The sequence below is a fragment of the Nonomuraea sp. NPDC003214 genome (assembly GCF_053590035.1).
Map to the genome: position 1 here is coordinate 722,934 of NZ_JBSFSX010000001.1, position 16,612 is coordinate 739,545.

Consider the following 16,612-nt stretch of genomic DNA (forward strand, 5'->3'; position numbering starts at 1 on the left):
AGTCGTCATGCCTGCCGAAAAGGAAGGGCGAGCAGGAGCGTGCTGCAGTTCGCCAAAGGCCTGTACCAGCGTTTCGCCGCCCTGGTCCATGAGCTGACCAAGTTCGGCACCGTCGGTGCCGCCGCCTTCGTGATCGACACGGGCATGTACAACCTGTTCCTGCTGGCGATCGACCTCGGGCCGATGACGTCCAAGGTGTTCGCCACGGCGATCTCCACCTCGTTCGCCTATCTGGGCAACCGGTTCTGGACGTTCCGCCACCGCGAGCAGAGCGGGCTGGGGCGCGAATACTTCCTGTTCTTCCTGCTCAACGGCATCGCGCTGCTGTTCGGCGTGCTGGTGATCGGCTTCACCACCTACACGCTGCACCTGGACGACCCGGTCAGCGCCAACATCGCCAACATCATCGGCGTCGGCCTGGGCACGCTGTTCCGCTACTGGTCGTACAAGAAGTGGGTGTTCCTGGAGGCCACCGAGCCGATCCCCGCGGAGCTGCCCGACACGGGGATCAGGCAGGACCGCTGACTCAGGGCGGGACCACCGACTCAGGCAGGACCGCTGACGACGCGGTTGCGGCCGTTGTCCTCGGCCAGCCGCAGGAAGACGGCGAAGGCCGCCGGGCGACGCCGCACCAGCTCCAGCCGGCCGCCGTCGGCGGCGGCCAGCGCGCGGGCGAGCGTCAGGCCGAGGCCGGTGCCCCCGCCGCCGCTCACGTTGCGCTCGAAGATCTTGGGTGCGATCTCGTCGGAGATGCCGGGCCCCTCGTCGGCCACCTCGACCACCACGGAGCTGTCACCACTGGTCGTGGTGACCGTTACGGTGCCGCCGCCGTGGCGCAGGGAGTTCTCCAGCAGGGTCGCGATGACCTGGCCGAAACCGCCGGTCGTGGCCAGCGCCTTGAGGTCGCGCGAGCCGGCGAGGACGAGCGTGCGGCCCACGCCGCGGAAGACCGGCTGCCACTCGGTCACCTGCTGGATGAGCACCTCGTCGATGGAGATCGGCTCGGCCTGGGCGTGCCGCTGGCGGCGCGCGGCTGCCAGCAGCTCGTCGATGACCGCCGTGAGGCGCTCGGCCTGCACGATGGCGGCCTCGCCCTCCTCGCGCACCACCTCGGGCTGGTCGGAGGCGGCGACGATCTCCTCCAGGCGCATGGTGAGGCCGGTGAGCGGGGTGCGGAGCTGGTGGGAGGCGTCGGTGGCGAACTCGCGTTCGCGGGTGAGCAGGTCGGAGATGCGCGTGGCGCTGCGGTCGAGCACCTGGGCCACCTGGTCGAGCTCGGGGATGCCGTAGCGGTGCTTGCTCGGCCGGGCGTCACCCGAGCCGAGCCGTTCGGCGATCTTGGCCAGGTCCTGCAGCGGCAGCGTGAGGCGGCGTGACTGCACGATGGCCAGGCCCACGGCCACGGCGAGAGCCGCGACGGCCAGCGCCACGATCAGCAGCAGGCGGGCGTAGACGTCCTGCTCGACCTGGGCGCGGTCGCGGCTCACCCGGACGAAGATGCCGCTGTCGGACTCCGCGTCCTCGGTCATCTGCTCCCCGGACGACGGCTGCGAGCCGACGATCGTGGCCTTGGGCGGATTTCCGCGCTCGAATATCTGGATGTAGCGGTCGGGGTATTTCTGCTCCAGCTGCTTGGGGTCGAGCGGGGTCTCTTGGATACGGGCGTATTCGACCTCCCCGACCAGACGGGTCGCCTCCGACCTGAGCTGCTGGGCCGCCTCGTCGACGATCAGCCGGCTGACCACGATGCCGAGGGGAACCCCTAGCAGCAGGACGGCGATGACCGCCACCACCAGGGTTGAGGTGAGCAGGCGTCGGCGCATGCCTACTCGCGTTCGAAGCGGAAGCCGACTCCCCGGACGGTGGTGATGTAGCGGGGCTTGGCCGCGTCGTCGCCGAGCTTGCGGCGCAGCCACGAGATGTGCATGTCGAGTGTCTTGGTGGAGCCCCACCAGTTGGTGTCCCATACCTCGCGCATGATCTGCTCGCGCGTCACCACCTTTCCGGCGTCGCGGACCAGAACCCTGAGCAGGTCGAACTCCTTCGTGGTCAGGTGCAGCTCCTTCTCGCCCATCCAGGCGCGGCGGGAGTCGGCGTCGATGCGGACGCCCTGCACGACCGGGGTCTCGGAGGTGCCGCGGCGCAGCAGCGCCCGCACCCGGGCGAGCAGCTCGGCGAGCCGGAACGGCTTGGTGACGTAGTCGTCGGCGCCGGCGTCGAGGCCGACGACGGTGTCGACCTCGTCGACGCGGGCGGTGAGGATCAGCACCGGGGTGCCGTGCCCTTCGGCACGGATCCGCCGGGCCACCTCCAGGCCGTCCATCTCGGGCAGGCCAAGGTCGAGAACGATGAGGTCGATGCCCCCCGACAGAGCCCTCTCCAGGGCCTGCGGGCCGTCGGGGCTCACCTCAACCTGATAGCCCTCGCGGCGCAGGGCGCGCGCGAGCGGCTCGGAAATCGAGGTGTCATCCTCGGCGAGAAGTACGCAGGTCATGGAGCGATCGTAGGACCTTAAGCGATCGTTTCCCGGGCACAGCGCGCGGTTTGACTCGTCGTTGACCTATCCATTGACCTGGGCAAACGCGGCTAAATATCGGTTAGTCATGATTAAATTACCGCGATTGCCGTGGGTAAAAGGGTTACGCCCCCGTGGTTCCCCGCGGCGAAAGTTGGCGGCCAGAAACGCGCGCGCCCGCCGTCGGCGCGGCGGGCGATCGGACGCGGCGGGCTCAGTCGTCGACGGACGGCGGCTCGGCGTAGCGGGCCAGGTAGAGCTGGTCGCCCAGGGTCTGCATCAGGCCGAGCTCGGTTTCGAGGTAGTCGATGTGCTGCTCCTCGTCGGCGAGGATGTCCTCGAAGATCCGCGCCGAGGTGATGTCGCCCTTCTCGCGCATGAGCTGGATGGCCGGCCGCAGCCGCTGCACCACCGACAGCTCGACCTCCAGGTCCGCCTGCAACTGCTCGCGGACGGTCTGCCCGATGTGCAGCGTGCCGAGCCGCTGGTAGTTGGGCAGTCCTTCGAGGAAGAGGATGCGGTCGGTGAGGCGCTCGGCGTGGCGCATCTCGTCGATCGACTCTTCGCGGGTGTGCTCGGCGAGCTTGGTGTATCCCCAGTTCTCCTGCATCTTGGCGTGCAGGAAATACTGGTTGATCGCCGTGAGCTCCGCCGTGAGCTGCTCGTTGAGCAGCTCGATGATCTGCTTGTCGCCCTGCATGAACGGGCCCCTTGTGCTATGCGGTGGTCAGTTCCTCAGACCGCTTCAGGATCGCACAGATCTTCCGTACGCAAGAGGCACAGTCGCCCCCGGCGCCCGTGGTGTCGCGAACCTGTTTCGCACTCCGCGCGCCCGCGGCGATGCAGTCGTGGACCTCGTTTTCGGTCACAGCACGACAAACACACACGTACATCCGCGGGGAGCCTCTCAGGGGTGGGTAGGTAAGGCACACCTAAGATAGCCCACCGCGGTAAGGCTTGCCTATGTTAGGTAAGCCACACCTCAGTGGCCCCGCGTGATCCATTCCTGCAGGTGAGGGGCCTCGACGCCGATCGAGGTGGAGTCGCCGTGCCCGGTGTGGACGACGGTCTCGGGCGGCAGCGTCAGCAGGCGGTCGCGGATCGACTCGATGATCGTGCCGAACGACGAGTGCGAACGCCCGGTCGCCCCCGGCCCGCCCTTGAACAGCGTGTCGCCGCTGAACAGCACGCACAGCTCGGGCGCGTACAGGCAGACCGCGCCGGGCGCGTGCCCCGGCGTGTGGACGACCTGCAGCGCGATCCCGCCGGCCTCGATCTTCTCGCCGTCGCCCAGCGGCGTGTACGTGACCTCGTCCCCGTAGACCTGCGACCACAGGACCTGATCGGCCGGGTGCAGCCGGATCGGCGCGCCCGTGAGGTCGCTCAGCTCCTTGGCGGCGTTGACGTGGTCGTTGTGCGCGTGGGTGCAGACGATGGCCCGGACCGTCCGGTCGCCGACCCGGTCGGCGATGGCCCTGGCGTCGTGAGCGGCGTCGATGACGACGACCTCGCGGGCGTCGCCGACCAGCCAGACGTTGTTGTCGACGTCCCAGGTGCCGCCGTCGAGCGAGAACGTGCCTGAGGTGATGACCCTGTCGAGCATCTAGAGGATCACCACCGAGCGCAGCACGTCGCCGCGGTGCATCTTGGCGAACGCCTCCTCGACCTGGTCGAGGCCGATGGTCTCGGTGACGAACCGGTCGAGCGGCAGCCGGTGCTGCAGGAACAGGTCGATGAGCATCGGGAAGTCGCGGCTCGGCAGGCAGTCGCCGTACCAGGAGGACTTCAGCGCCCCGCCCCGGCCGAACACGTCGAGCAGCGGCAGCTCCAGCGTCATCTCCGGCGTCGGCACGCCGACGAGCACCACGGTGCCGGCCAGGTCGCGGGCGTAGAACGCCTGCTTGTAGGTCTCGGGGCGGCCGACCGCCTCGATCACCACGTCGGCGCCGAACCCGCCGGTCAGGTCGCGGATCGCCTCGACCGGGTCGCTCTCGCGCGAGTTGACCGTGTCGGTGGCACCGAAGCCGCGCGCCCACTCCAGCTTGCGGTCGTCCACGTCCACCGCGATGATCTTGGCGGCGCCGGCCAGCGAGGCGCCGAGCACGGCCGCGTCGCCGACCCCGCCGCAGCCGATCACGGCCACGCTGTCGCCGCGGGTCACGCCGCCGGTGTTGATCGCCGCGCCGATGCCGGCCATCACGCCGCAGCCCAGCAGCCCGGCCACCGACGCGGGCGCCTCGGCGGAGACCTTGGTGCACTGCCCGGCGGCCACCAGCGTCTTCTCCAGGAACGCGCCGATGCCCAGCGCGGGGGACAGCTCGGTGCCGTCGGTGAGCGTCATCTTCTGCGCGGCGTTGTGCGTGTTGAAGCAGTACCACGGCCTGCCGCGCAGGCACGCCCGGCACTGGCCGCACACGGCACGCCAGTTGAGGATCACGAAGTCGCCCGGCTCCAGCCCGGTGACGCCCTCGCCGACGGCCTCGACCACGCCCGCCGCCTCATGGCCCAGCAGGAACGGGAAGTCGTCGCTGATGCCGCCCTCCCGATAGTGGAGGTCGGTGTGGCAGACGCCGCACGCCTGCACGTTCACCACCGCCTCGCCGGGCCCCGGGTCCGGCACCAGCACCGTTTCGATGGCCACTTCCCGGCCCTTGCCTGTGGCGATGACGCCCTGCACTTCGTACGGCATGGCAGCCATCTTGTGTCAGGAGGATGATCTCCGCAAGGGATGCGCGCCCAGGAGGCTAACGCTCGTCGACCTCACCGTCGGAGGCGTCCTCCACCAGGCGGAACAGATCCATGCGGACGTCCTGGATGCGCGGGATGTCACGCAGCACGATCTGGCCCCGGTCACCGGCCGACTCGACGACCAGCGTGCCGCAGCCGAGCAGCCGCTCGGCGAACGTCTGGTCGGAGCTGACCGTGTTGACCTTGGCCATGGGGATCTCGTCCGTCGACTTGTTCAGCACGCCGGTGCTGATCGAGAAGCGGTGCGTGGTGAGCACGTAACCGGTGTTCTTCCACTGCAGGTAGGGCACGAACGACCAGATCACCAGCAGGAGGAGGGCGATGACGCCGACCGCGACGCGGGCGTGGAAGGCGTACTCCCAGGTGCCCGGGATGAAGTACAGCGCCGCGCCCGTGGCCGCGGCGATGAGCACGAGCGCGACAAAAGGCACGATCAGCCGCTTCCAGTGAGGGTGGAAGGACCGCACGCGCCGCTCACCCTGTGTCAGGTGATGGTCGGGGATGGTCATGCGGACATGCTGCCACCACCCCGCCCCCGGCGGCTATGCCGCGGGCCGAACGTGCACGACGTCGCCGGCGCTCAGCGCGGCGGTCTCGGCGCCGGTGTCGACCTGGAGCTGCCCGGCGGTGTCGACGCCGGTGGCCAGGCCGGTGAGCGCGCCGCCGCCGGGCAGCTCGACGCGCACGCGGCGGCCGATCGTCGCGCAGGACGCCTGGTAGGCGGCGCGCAGCCCGCACGCGTCGGCGTCGCCGCCCGCCTCGGTCCACTCGCGGTAGTGGACGTCGATCTCCCGGAGCGTCGCCCGCAGCAGCGGGTCGCGGTCGAGGCAGGCGGCCTCCTCGACGGCCAGCGACGTGCCCGTCTCCACGGGCAGCTCGTCCCGTGTGAGCAGGACGTTCAGGCCCATGCCGATGACGACGGCGTCACCGGACCGCTCGGCGAGCACCCCGGCCAGCTTGCGCTCGCCGATGAGCAGGTCGTTGGGCCACTTCAGGCGCACGTCGACCTCGGCCAGGCGGCGCACCGCCGACGCGGCGGCCACCCCGAACAGCAGCGGCAGCCAGCCGAAGGCGGCGACCGGCACGGTGGGCCTGAGCAGGATGGAGAAGGTCAGGCCCGCGCGGGCCGGGGCGCCCCAGGCGCGGCCGAGCCTGCCCCGCCCGGCGGTCTGCTCCTCGGCGACCAGCACCCGCCCCTCCTCGGCGCCATCCCGGGCGGCCCTGGCCAGGTCGGCGTTGGTGGAGCCGGTGCTGTCGACGACGGTGACGCCGGTCCACAGGGAGCCGGGCCGCAGCAGGGCTCGGTTGAGCGCCTGCTCGGAGAGCGGCGGCCGGTCGAGGTCGGAGTAACGAGACACCCGTCCATCTTGCCGTGGTCGGGGGCATGGCCGTGCCGGGGAGAAGATGGGGGCATGAGGAGACTGGATCCGCGCAACTGGGCCTCGTGGCGGCCGTTCGGGCTGGGGCTGCGCAAGCCGAACAACTACCTTGAGCTGGTCAAGGCGTTCCGGGCGGTCAAGGGCAACCGGCGCTACGCGTGGCGGATCCTCAACCAGGGCACCTGCGACGGCTGCGCCCTGGGCACCAAGGGCATGCGCGACTGGACCATGCCGGAGATCCACCTGTGCAACATCAGGCTGCGGCTGCTGCCGCTCAACACGATGCCCGCGCTGGACGTGTCGCTCCTGCGCGACGTCTCGGAGCTCAGCGGCAGGAAGAGCGCCGAGCTGCGCGAGCTGGGCCGGCTCCCCTACCCGATGCTGCGGCGCGCCGGCGAGCCCGGCTTCACCCGCGTCTCCTGGGACGAGGCGCTGCGCGTGGCCGCCGGCGGGCTGCGCGACGCCCGCTTCGGCGCCTACCTGACCAGCCGCGGCATGCCGAACGAGAACTACTACGCGGCCCAGAAGGCGGTGCGGGCGCTCGGCACCAACAACATCGACAACGCCGCCCGCATCTGCCACTCGCCCTCGACCGTGGCGCTCAAGGAGGCGATCGGGGCGGCGGCCACGACCTGCTCCTACACGGACTGGATCGGCTCCGACCTGATCGTCTTCATCGGCTCCAACCCGTCGAACAACCAGCCCGTGGCGATGAAGTACCTCTACCACGCCAAGAAGGCCGGCACCCGGATCGCGATGGTCAACGCCTACCGCGAGCCGGGGATGGAACGCTACTGGGTGCCGTCCAACGCCGAGTCGGCGGTGTTCGGGACGAAGATCACCGATGACTTCTTCGGCGTGAACGTGGGCGGCGACATCGGGTTCCTCAACGGGGTGCTCAAGCATCTGATCGAGGCCGGCGCGGTGGACGAGGAGTTCGTGGCGCGGCACACCACCGGGTTCGAGGCCGTGCGGGAGGCGGTGGCCGGGCAGTCGTGGGAGACGCTGGAGGCGCTGTCCGGCTCGACCCGCGCCGACATGCGGCGCATGGCCGAGCTGCTGGCCGAGGCCAGGTCGGCGGTGCTGGTGTGGTCGATGGGCATCACGCAGCACTCCTACGGCGAGGACAACGTGCGCGCGATCGTCAACCTGGCGCTGGCGCGCGGGTTCGTCGGGCGTGAGGGGTGCGGGCTGATGCCGATCCGCGGCCACAGCGGGGTGCAGGGCGGGGCCGAGATGGGGGCGTACGCGACCGGGCTGCCGGGCGGGCTGCCGATCACCGAGGCCAACGCCGCCAAGTTCACCGGCATGTGGGGGTTCGAGGTGCCCGCCACGCCGGGACTGACCGCGACCGACATGATCGACGCGGCCCACGCGGGCGAGCTGGACGCGCTCGTCTCCTCCGGCGGCAACTTCCTGGAGGTGCTGCCCGACCCCGCCTACTGCCGGGAGGCCCTGGCGCGGCTCAAGCTGCGGGTGCACGTCGACATCGTGCTGTCGTCGCAGATGCTGGTGCCCGCCGAGGGCGACGTGCTGCTGCTGCCCGCGCAGACCCGCTACGAGATGACGGGCGGCGTGACGGAGACCTCGACCGAGCGGCGGATCATCTTCTCGCCGGAGGTGGAGGGGCCGCGGATCGGCGAGGCGTGGCCGGAGTGGAAGATCTTCACCGAGCTGGCCGCCCGCACCCGGCCCGGCATCGCGGCGAACGTGCGCTTCACCGGCACCCCGCAGATCCGCGCCGAGATCGAGCGGGCCGTCCCGTTCTACGAGGGCATCGCCGGCCTCAAGCGCTTCGGCGACAGCGTCCAGTACGGCGGCGCCCACCTGTGCCCCGGCGGCCGCTTCCCCACGCCCGACGGCCTGGCCCGCTTCTCCCCCGTCGAGCCGCCCGCGCTGCAGCGCCCCGACGGCGCGTTCATGGTGGCGACGCGGCGCGGCAAGCAGTTCAACAGCATGGTCCACGAGCGCCTCGACGGCTTCAACGGCGCGATGCGCGAAGCTGTGCTGATGAGCGAGTACGACGCCGACCGGCTCGGCCTGCCCGACGGCGCGCCCGTCGAGCTGCGCTCGGGCGAGCGCGCCTACCGGGGCAAGGTGCTGCGGGCGCCGCTGATGCCGGGCAACCTCCAGGTCCACTGGCCGGAGGGCAACGTGCTGCTGGACGAGGCGCGGCGCTCCCCGCAGGCCCGCATCCCCGACTACAACGCGCTCGTCACGGTGCGCCCGCTGTGACCCGGCCGGGCCCGAGCAGGCGGGTGCGCGTGCGCGAGCTGACGGGCGGCTCGGCGGTGGAGCGGCGCGACGACCTGGCGACCGAGGAGCCGCTGGAGATCCGCCTGACGGCCGCGGGCGGCACGCGCCGGACGATCGCCATCACCATGCGCACGCCGGGCCACGACTTCGAGCTGGCCGCCGGGTTCCTGCACGGCGAGGGGCTGGCGCACGACGACGGCATCGCCTCGATCGCCTACTGCACCGACGAGGACCTGCCGCCCGAGGCCCGCTACAACACGGTCACCGTGCGGCTGCGCGGGCCGATGCCCGAGCTGCCCGCGCTGGAGCGCCACTTCCTCACCTCCAGCGCGTGCGGCGTGTGCGGCTCGGCGAGCCTCGACGCGCTGCGCGGCCGTTGCCGCCCGCTCCCGCTCGGCGACCTGCGGCTCACTCCCGAGGTCCTGTACGGGCTGCCGGGCGCGTTGCGGGCCGGGCAGGGGGTGTTCGGCAAGACGGGCGGCCTGCACGCGGCCGGGCTGTTCACCGCCGAGGGCGAGACGGTCGTGGTGCGCGAGGACGTGGGCCGGCACAACGCGGTGGACAAGCTGGTGGGCTGGGCGGCGATGAACGGGCGGCTGCCGCTGTCCGGCCACGTCCTCATGGTGAGCGGCCGGGCCAGCTACGAGATCATGCAGAAGGCCCTGGCCGCGGGCCTGCCGGCGGTGTGCGCGGTGTCGGCGCCCTCGTCGCTGGCGGTGGACCTGGCCAGGGAGTTCGGCATGACGCTGGTCGGGTTCCTGCGCGGCGAGCGGTGCAACGTCTACGCGGACGCCAACAGAGTGGAATGAACTGTTCCGTTCTGCTATAGTTGGAACAGAACGAACCGTTCCCGCTCTGGAGGTCGCCGTGATCCACCCCTACCGCATCGAGATCCCCCAGGCCGACCTCGACGACCTGGCCGCCCGGCTGCGGCTGACCCGCTTCGCCGACGAGATCCCCGGCGCCGAGCAGGGCGTCGCCGTCGAGCGCGTCCGGCGCCTGGTCACCCGCTGGCGCGACGGCTTCGACTGGCGCGCCGTCGAGGCCAGGCTCAACGCCCTCCCCCAGTACGTCACCGAGATCGACGGCCAGGACATCCACTTCCTGCACGTGCGCTCCGGCAACCCCGACGCGCTGCCGCTGATCCTCACCCACGGCTGGCCGGGCTCGATCGCCGAATACCTCGACGCCGTCGAGCCGCTGTCGCGCCACTTCCACCTGGTCATCCCGTCGCTGCCCGGCTACGGCTTCTCCGGCCCGACCAAGGAGCTCGGCTGGAACAACCGGCGCATCGCCGCCGCCTGGGCCGAGCTGATGGCCCGCCTCGGCTACACCCGCTACGGCGCGGCCGGCAACGACGCCGGCTCGATGATCTCCCCCGAGGTCGGCCGCGTCGACCCGGAGCACGTCGTCGGCGTGCACGTCACGCAGGTCTTCTCCTTCCCCTCCGGCGACCCCGCCGAGTTCGCCGACCTGTCGGAGGAGGACCAGGCCGGGCTGGCCGTCCTCGACTGGTTCTGGAAGGAGAAGGGCGCCTTCAACGTCCTGCAGTCGCAGCAGCCGCAGACGCTGGCCCACGCCGTCACCGACTCCCCCGCCGGCCTGGTCGGCTGGCTCGCCCAGCTCTTCGACGAGGACCTGGACGACGACTTCGTGCTGACGAACGCCGCCATCCACTGGTTCACCGGCACCGCGGCCTCCGCCCTGCGCCTGTACTGGGAGAACGCCCGCATGGAGCCCGTCACGGAGCCCACCACCGTGCCGCTCGGCCTGGCCATGGCCGAGGGCGACTTCAAGTCGATCCGGCGCTTCGCCGAGCGCGACCACGCGAACATCGTCTCCTGGAAGACGCTGCCCGCCCCCGCGCACGGCCACTACACGGCCCACACCGCGACCGAGGCCCTGACGGACGACATCCGGGCCTTCTTCGAAGCCCTGTGATCAGTCCGGCTGATCAGTCCGGCTCGCGCCAGGCCGGGTCGTCGGCCGACAGCAGCACCAGGCCGCCGGTCAGCCCGTCGAGGGTGTCCTGCACCAGGTCGGCGCCGTGCTCGGCGAGCTGCCTGAGCGACGCGGTCAGCGTCTGCAGGTGCCGGAACGCCCTGCCGTACGCCCGCTGCTCCTCGATGGGGAGCAGCGGGATCTCGGCGCGCCGGACGTCCACCCGGTGGGTCGAGGACATCGAGGCGTAGTGGCGCAGGTTGCCCTGGGCGGTGAGGAACCCGGCCAGGAAGTGCGGGTCCAGCCGCTCCGGGTCGGGGCGCAGCAGGTGGAGCTGGGTGCCGATGACGTCGCCGCCGCCGGAGACCACGACCGCCACCGGCGTCCTGACGACCTGCGGCACGAGCACGTCGCCGGGGCGGGTGCGGAGCTCCTTGCGCACCGAGCCGGGCGGGCCGGTGGCGGCGCGGCGGCGTACGACGTCCTCGGCCGTGAGGACGGGGGCCTCGGCGGGGACGGCGGGGGTCTCGCCGGGGCGGGCGGGGGCCTGCTGGTGGACGGTGAGCAGGTTGCGGCGTTCGAGCTCGGCCACCGGGACGAGCGGGCGGTCGCGGCCTGAGGGGGCCGGCTCGATGCCGGGGAGCAGCGCGAGCGTGTCGGCGAGCGTCTCGTGCAGGCGGTCGCGGCTGCGCACGATCCGCTCCGGCGACAGGCCGGACGGCGTGGCAGGCAGGTAGCGGCCGGGCAGCAGGTCGACCTCGTCGTTGAGCAGGTCGATGACCGGCACGGCGCGGCTCACGCCGGGCTCGTCGCCGCCGTCACCGTGGCGGAAGCGTTCCCAGGCGGCCAGCGCCGTCGTGGCGAAGTCGCCCTGCCGGGCGGAGGTGTCGACCATCAGGACGGCCCCGGGCGGCGCCGATCCGCCGGGCCGGCACAGCACCCAGAGCGTGAGGCCGACGGACATGTTCGGCACGCTGCCCACGGGCAGGGCGATCACCGCGCGGAGCGCGCCCCGGCGCAAAAGCTGCGCCCTGATGCGCCGGCCCGACCGGCGACCGGCCGCCGCGGGCGGCATGAGCAGCACCGCGAACCCGCCCGGCACCAGGTGGGCCAGCGCGTGCTGGACCCAGGCGAGCTCGGGCTCGGTGCGCGGCGGCAGGCCGTACTCCCAGCGGGCGTCGGCGGTGAGCTCCTCGTAGCCCCAGTTGCGGTCGTTGAAGGGCGGGTTGCAGACGACGGCGTCGACAGCGGCGCCGGGGAACGCGTCGGCGCGCAGCGAGTCGCCCGCCCGGATGTCGGCGTCGCCGGGGCCGAAGGCCAGCGAGATCGCCGTCAGGCGGGCCGTGGCCTCGCTCAGGTCCTGGCCGAGGAGCTGCCCGGCGGACCGCTCGCGCACGGCGCGCAGCAGCATGCCCCAGCCGCAGGCCGGGTCGAGGACGCGGCGGGCGGAGGCGGGCAGAAGTGCCGCGATCAGATCGGCGACCGGTTTGGGCGTGAGGCTGGCGCGCTGCGACTCGGCGTAGCGCTCGTACAGGAACTGGAAGGTCTCCTCGGGGCCGGTCACCGCGGCGAGCTCGGCCAGCCCGCGCTGGGCGTCGTTCTCGGGGCGGGCCTCGCCCCGGCGGGCGCGCAGCAGGAACGAGCCGAGGTCGGCGATCAGGGCGGGCAGCTCGTCCTCGGCGACGCCGGCGCGCAGCTCCTGCCAGAACCACTCGCGCCTGGGCAGCGGCCTGGCCTCGGTGTGGGCGCGCAGCCAGTCCTTGATCTCCTTCAGGGAGAAGGTGGGGCTGGCGGTGGTGCCGCCGACGGGCTGCGGGAAGTCGTCGTGGCGGCGGCGCCAGTTGCTCACGGCGGCGCGGCCGACGTCGCCCAGCCTGGCGATGTCCGCCGCGGTCACCTGGACGTCCCTGTCCACAAGCTCTCCTCAACGACGACGTGGCAAAAACCTACCCATGTCACACAACGTCAGAACCAATGCTGGTCGATTCCATCAACACATGCTTCACTGGACATACGTAACGGAAGGGCCAGATGCCGTGAAGCCCACCACGTGGTGTCGAGGCAGGGCGGTGCACCTGCTGGACATAGAGAACCTGACCGCGACGAGCCTGCCGACCACCGCCGAGGTCGCCGCCGTGATGGCGCTGTACCGGTCGATCGTGCCGATCGGGCCGATGGACCAGTTCATCGTGGCGGTCAACCACAAGGCGCTGGTCCAGGCCGGGATCGCGTTCCGCGGCGTGCAACTGCTCGTCAGATCCGGCCCCGACGGCGCCGACCGGGCCCTGGTCGAGACCGCGTACGTGGACCGTCTCGGGCAGCGATTCGACCGGGTGGTGATCGGCTCGGGCGACGGGTTCTTCACCGAGCTGGCGGTCTGGCTGCTCACGCAGGGGGTCGGGGTGACCGTGGTGTCCCGCCGGGGATCGCTCAACTGGCGTCTGTACGCCGCGGTGCGTGACGCCGTGGCCTTCGAGCCGCCCGCCCCGATCGCCGCCTGACCAGGCGTTGCGCCGGGCGCTAAGGTGAGGCGTGCTCATTATCTTCGGCGTGCTGGCCGTGGCCAACGTGTTCTCCGTGACCCTGGGGATCGAATGGCTGGAGTGGGCGACCAAGCCGCTGCTCTGCCCGGTGCTGGCCGCGTACGTCATCCGGCGGGCGCCGGGACGCCGGCTGCTTGCCGTCGGGCTGCTGTTCGCCGCGGCCGGCGACGTCGCCCTGCTCATCGAGGGGCAGGCCGCCTTCATCGCCGGGATGACGGCGTTCCTGGTGATGCAGATCTGCTACATCGTGGTGTTCGTCCGCGAGGGGTCGCGCCCGCGCTGGGGAGCGGCGGCCTACCTGCTGGTGTGGGTGGCCGCCGCGATGGTGCTGTGGGAGCCGCTGGGCGCCCTGGCCGCGCCCGTGCTCGGCTACGGGCTGGCCCTGATGACGATGGCGGCCTTCGCCGGCGGGCTCGGCCTCGTCGCCGGGCTCGGCGGGGCGCTGTTCGCCTTCTCCGACTTCCTCGTCGGGCTCGGTGTGGCCGGGATGGGCTTTCCCGGCCGGAGCACCGTGCTGATGACCACCTACATTTTGGGCCAGCTCCTCATCGTGCTGGGCGTGCTGGGGTCAGCCCGTGTTCTGCAGCCCGGCGGCGACGCCGTTGACCGAGAGCAGCAGCAGCGTTGACAGCCGCTCGCGCTCGCGGTCGGTCGGGTTGCCGGTGCGCAGCGCCGTCAGCGCCCGCAACTGCAGGTGCGACAGGGCGTCCACGTACGGGTCGCGGAGCTGCACGGCCCGGGAGAGCACCTTGCGGTTCTCCAGCAGCCGGGTGTGGCCGGTGACCTTCAGCACCAGCTCCCTGGTCCGGTCGTACTCCTCCAGGACCTGGTCGGCGAAGTCCTTGCGCCCGCCCAGGGCCAGGTAGCGGGCGGCGATGGACCTGTCGGTCTTGGCCAGCGACATCTCGGCGTTGTCCAGCATCGCGTTGAACAGCGGCCATTCGGCGTAGGCGGCCTGGAGGTCGGACAGGGAGTCGGCCGCGGCCAGGCCGGTGCCGAGCCCGTACCAGCCGGGCAGGTTGACCCGCGTCTGCGCCCAGGCGAACACCCACGGGATGGCCCGAAGGTCGTCGAGCGAGCGCGGCGCGCCCAGCCCCCGGCGGGCCGGACGCGAGCCGAGCCGCAGCGAGCCGATTTCCTCCAGCGGGCTGACCAGCGCGAACCACTCGGGGAAGCCCGGCGCCTCGGTGAGCGCGCGGTAGGCCTGCTCGGAGGCGGTGGCGACCCGCTCGGCGAGCGGCCGGAACCGGTCGGCCGCGGCGGCGGTGCGCGAGCCGACCGACGGCGAGGAGGCCATGATGACGGCGTTGGCGACCTGCTCCATGTGGCGGCGGGCGATCGCGATGTGGCCGTAGCGGGCGAAGATGACCTCGCCCTGCTCCGTCACCTTGAACCGGCCCGCGACCGAGCCCGGCGCCTGGGCCAGCACCGCCCGGTTGGCGGGGCCGCCGCCCCGGCCGAGCGCGCCGCCCCGGCCGTGGAACATCCGCAGCTTGACGTCGTTGGCCGCCGCCCACGCGGTGAGCTGCTCCTGCGCCTCGTACAGGCGCAGGGTCGCGGCGGCCGGGCCGAGCTCCTTGGCCGAGTCGGAGTAGCCGAGCATGATCTCCATGCGCCGCCCGGTGGCCGCCAGCCGCTCCTGGACCTGCGGGATCTCCAGCATGCCCGCCAGCACGGCAGGCGAGTTGGCCAGGTCCTGGCCCGACTCGAACAGCGGCACCACGTCCAGCACCACGGACCGCCCGCCCAGCGCGTAGGAGGCGAGCTCGTGCACGGCGGCGATGTCGTCGGCCGAGCGGGTGAACGACACGACGTAGCGCGAGCACGCCGTGACGCCGAACCGCTCCTGGATCCAGGCGATGACCCGGATCGTGGCCAGCACCTCCTCGGTGCGCTCCGACAGCTCGCCGCCCGCCCGCAGCTCCTCCAGCGCGGCCGCGTGCACCTGGGAGTGCTGGCGCACCTCCAGCTCGGCCAGGTGGAAGCCGAACGTCTCGACCTGCCAGATCAGGTGCTGCAACTCCCCGTACGCCTGCCGTACGGCGTGCTCGGCCAGCGACTCCTGGGCCAGCCGGAGGTCGGCCAGCAGCTCGGCGGGGGTGCGGTAGGCCAGATCCAGGTCACGGCGGCGGGTCGCGGCGATGCGCGCGGCGACGAACAGCAGCCACTGCCGGTGCGGCTCCGACGGCGACCGGGTCGCCAGCTCGGAGACGAGCTCGGGGTGCGCGTCGACGGCGGCGGCCAGCCCGGCGCGCAAGCCGGCCGAGGCCGGGGCGAACTGGGCGGAGGCGGTCAGCGTGCGCGCGATGCGCGTGCAGGCCGTCTCCAGCGCGTTGAGCACGTGCTCCGACTGGATCTGGATGGTGTCGCGGGTGACCTTGGAGGTGACGTTCGGGTTGCCGTCGCGGTCGCCGCCGATCCAGCTCCCGTAGCGGATGAAGGGCCTCGCCAGCGGCGGCTCGGTGCCGGTGGCCTCGCTCAGCGCGGCGTCGAGCGAGCGGTAGACCTGCGGCACCATGCGGAACAGGGTCTCGTCGAAGGCGGCCATCGCGGTGCGCACCTCGTCGAGCGGGTCGAGCTTGGTGTTGCGGAGCTGGGCGGTGCGCCACAGCAGGTCGATCTCCTCCAGCAGGCGGCGCTCCAGCTCCGCGCGCTCGGAGGCGCCGCGGCCGGGCGCGTTGTACTCGGTGAGCTGGCCGCTGACGCGCTGGATGGCGGTGACGACGGCGCGGCGGCGCGCCTCGGTCGGGTGGGCGGTCAGGACAGGATGCAGCTCCAGGCCCTCGACCAGCTCGGCGACCCGGTCGCGGCCGAGCTCCGCCACGGCCTGGGCCAGCGATTCGCGCTGCACCGCGTCCTCGGTGTCGCGCTGGCGCAGGATGCGGATGCGGTAGTGCTCCTCGGCCAGGTTGGCCAGGTGGAAGTAGCAGGTGAAGGCGCGGGCGACCTGGACCGCGCGGTCGATCTCCCATCCCGCCGCCAAGGCGGCGATCTCGTCGCCGGACACCTCGCCGCGGCGGGCGGCGATGACAGCCTTGCGCAGGCGTTCGACGTCGGCCAGCAGGTCCTCGCCGCCCTGCTCGGCGATCACCTGGCCGAGCAGCTTGCCGAGCAGCCGCACATCGCGGCGCAGCTCGTCCGGCATCTCGGTCACGGCGGCGCTGCGGTGCTCAAGCCCCTGGTCAATCATGCTTCGAAGGGTATCGAGTCGCTCTGAACACGCGCAGACC

General features: G+C 71.8%; 16 protein-coding genes. 6 read left to right on the forward strand and 10 right to left on the reverse strand.

Translation table 11 applies throughout. The annotated features are described in order from the left end of the window. The first annotated feature begins 39 nt into the window (after positions 1-39). Positions 40-525 carry a GtrA family protein gene (locus tag ACWDXC_RS03340; RefSeq protein ID WP_308125589.1) on the forward strand — a complete coding sequence of 162 codons (486 nt, stop codon included), beginning with the start codon at positions 40-42 and terminating at the stop codon, positions 523-525. 20 nt (positions 526-545) lie between these two features. Here ACWDXC_RS03340 and ACWDXC_RS03345 read toward each other — a convergent pair whose 3' ends face one another. The 8 genes from ACWDXC_RS03345 to ACWDXC_RS03380 form a co-directional block, all read right to left on the reverse strand. Continuing rightward, positions 546-1,823 (reverse strand): ATP-binding protein, encoded by a 1,278-nt coding sequence (locus ACWDXC_RS03345; RefSeq protein WP_449977530.1) that lies wholly within the window; start codon positions 1,821-1,823, stop codon positions 546-548. Positions 1,824-1,825: 2 nt separating this feature from the next. Further along, positions 1,826-2,494, reverse strand: a complete 669-nt coding sequence (locus ACWDXC_RS03350) for a response regulator transcription factor (protein ID WP_043620820.1) — start codon at positions 2,492-2,494, stop codon at positions 1,826-1,828. A gap of 235 nt (positions 2,495-2,729) precedes the next feature. After that, positions 2,730-3,215 (reverse strand): bacterioferritin, encoded by a 486-nt coding sequence (bfr, locus tag ACWDXC_RS03355; RefSeq protein ID WP_219499769.1) that lies wholly within the window; start codon positions 3,213-3,215, stop codon positions 2,730-2,732. Positions 3,216-3,231: 16 nt separating this feature from the next. Further along, positions 3,232-3,408, reverse strand: coding sequence for a (2Fe-2S)-binding protein (locus tag ACWDXC_RS03360; RefSeq protein ID WP_082310492.1), 177 nt, complete (start codon positions 3,406-3,408; stop codon positions 3,232-3,234). 89 nt (positions 3,409-3,497) lie between these two features. Next, entirely contained in the window at positions 3,498-4,118 is a 621-nt protein-coding gene (locus ACWDXC_RS03365; protein ID WP_449977534.1) for an MBL fold metallo-hydrolase, read from the reverse strand. Next, entirely contained in the window at positions 4,119-5,204 is a 1,086-nt protein-coding gene (locus ACWDXC_RS03370) for an S-(hydroxymethyl)mycothiol dehydrogenase (protein ID WP_219499773.1), read from the reverse strand. It lies immediately after the preceding gene. A gap of 55 nt (positions 5,205-5,259) precedes the next feature. Then, a complete protein-coding gene (locus ACWDXC_RS03375; protein WP_219499775.1) occupies positions 5,260-5,772 on the reverse strand; it encodes a PH domain-containing protein in 513 nt (170 codons plus the stop codon). A 33-nt stretch (positions 5,773-5,805) separates the two neighbouring features. Further along, entirely contained in the window at positions 5,806-6,621 is an 816-nt protein-coding gene (locus ACWDXC_RS03380; RefSeq protein ID WP_219499780.1) for a biotin--[acetyl-CoA-carboxylase] ligase, read from the reverse strand. A 54-nt stretch (positions 6,622-6,675) separates the two neighbouring features. On the opposite strand from ACWDXC_RS03380, the gene ACWDXC_RS03385 reads away from it, so the two are divergent. Genes ACWDXC_RS03385 through ACWDXC_RS03395 form a run of 3 tightly spaced genes read left to right on the forward strand, consistent with a single transcriptional unit; the run spans position 6,676 to position 10,839 of the window. Next, positions 6,676-8,877 (forward strand): FdhF/YdeP family oxidoreductase, encoded by a 2,202-nt coding sequence (locus ACWDXC_RS03385; RefSeq protein WP_449977539.1) that lies wholly within the window; start codon positions 6,676-6,678, stop codon positions 8,875-8,877. After that, positions 8,874-9,707: a formate dehydrogenase accessory sulfurtransferase FdhD gene (gene fdhD, locus ACWDXC_RS03390; RefSeq protein WP_449977542.1), complete on the forward strand. Its 834-nt coding sequence runs from the start codon at positions 8,874-8,876 to the stop codon at positions 9,705-9,707. Before ACWDXC_RS03385 ends, fdhD begins: the two co-directional genes overlap by 4 nt. 58 nt (positions 9,708-9,765) lie before the next feature. Next, the gene (locus ACWDXC_RS03395) at positions 9,766-10,839 is read left to right on the forward strand and encodes an epoxide hydrolase family protein (protein WP_449977545.1); all 1,074 of its coding nucleotides are present in this window, start codon (positions 9,766-9,768) and stop codon (positions 10,837-10,839) included. Positions 10,840-10,852: 13 nt separating this feature from the next. Here ACWDXC_RS03395 and ACWDXC_RS03400 read toward each other — a convergent pair whose 3' ends face one another. Beyond that, positions 10,853-12,754 carry an N-6 DNA methylase gene (locus tag ACWDXC_RS03400; protein ID WP_449977548.1) on the reverse strand — a complete coding sequence of 634 codons (1,902 nt, stop codon included), beginning with the start codon at positions 12,752-12,754 and terminating at the stop codon, positions 10,853-10,855. Between the two features lie 121 nt (positions 12,755-12,875). Here ACWDXC_RS03400 and ACWDXC_RS03405 point away from each other — a divergent pair, with 121 nt between their 5' ends. Next, positions 12,876-13,340, forward strand: coding sequence for a PIN domain-containing protein (locus ACWDXC_RS03405; RefSeq protein ID WP_219499784.1), 465 nt, complete (start codon positions 12,876-12,878; stop codon positions 13,338-13,340). A 31-nt stretch (positions 13,341-13,371) separates the two neighbouring features. Beyond that, the gene (locus ACWDXC_RS03410; RefSeq protein WP_449977551.1) at positions 13,372-14,010 is read left to right on the forward strand and encodes a lysoplasmalogenase; all 639 of its coding nucleotides are present in this window, start codon (positions 13,372-13,374) and stop codon (positions 14,008-14,010) included. On the opposite strand, the gene ACWDXC_RS03415 is transcribed toward ACWDXC_RS03410, so the two are convergent. Beyond that, complete coding sequence (locus ACWDXC_RS03415) at positions 13,951-16,572, reverse strand: phosphoenolpyruvate carboxylase (RefSeq protein ID WP_449977554.1); 2,622 nt, start codon at positions 16,570-16,572, stop codon at positions 13,951-13,953. The genes ACWDXC_RS03410 and ACWDXC_RS03415 overlap by 60 nt on opposite strands. Between the last annotated feature and the right edge of the window lie 40 nt (positions 16,573-16,612).

Excerpts from the sequence above, each read along its gene's own strand:
- ACWDXC_RS03415 (WP_449977554.1), bottom strand. The coding sequence starts at position 16,572 with ATGATTGACCAGGGGCTTGAGCACCGCAGCGCCGCCGTGACCGAGATG.
- ACWDXC_RS03385 (WP_449977539.1), top strand. The coding sequence starts at position 6,676 with ATGAGGAGACTGGATCCGCGCAACTGGGCCTCGTGGCGGCCGTTCGGG.
- bfr (WP_219499769.1), bottom strand. The coding sequence starts at position 3,215 with ATGCAGGGCGACAAGCAGATCATCGAGCTGCTCAACGAGCAGCTCACG.
- ACWDXC_RS03350 (WP_043620820.1), bottom strand. The coding sequence starts at position 2,494 with ATGACCTGCGTACTTCTCGCCGAGGATGACACCTCGATTTCCGAGCCG.
- ACWDXC_RS03370 (WP_219499773.1), bottom strand. The coding sequence starts at position 5,204 with ATGCCGTACGAAGTGCAGGGCGTCATCGCCACAGGCAAGGGCCGGGAA.
- ACWDXC_RS03375 (WP_219499775.1), bottom strand. The coding sequence starts at position 5,772 with ATGACCATCCCCGACCATCACCTGACACAGGGTGAGCGGCGCGTGCGG.
- ACWDXC_RS03360 (WP_082310492.1), bottom strand. The coding sequence starts at position 3,408 with ATGTACGTGTGTGTTTGTCGTGCTGTGACCGAAAACGAGGTCCACGAC.
- ACWDXC_RS03345 (WP_449977530.1), bottom strand. The coding sequence starts at position 1,823 with ATGCGCCGACGCCTGCTCACCTCAACCCTGGTGGTGGCGGTCATCGCC.
- ACWDXC_RS03365 (WP_449977534.1), bottom strand. The coding sequence starts at position 4,118 with ATGCTCGACAGGGTCATCACCTCAGGCACGTTCTCGCTCGACGGCGGC.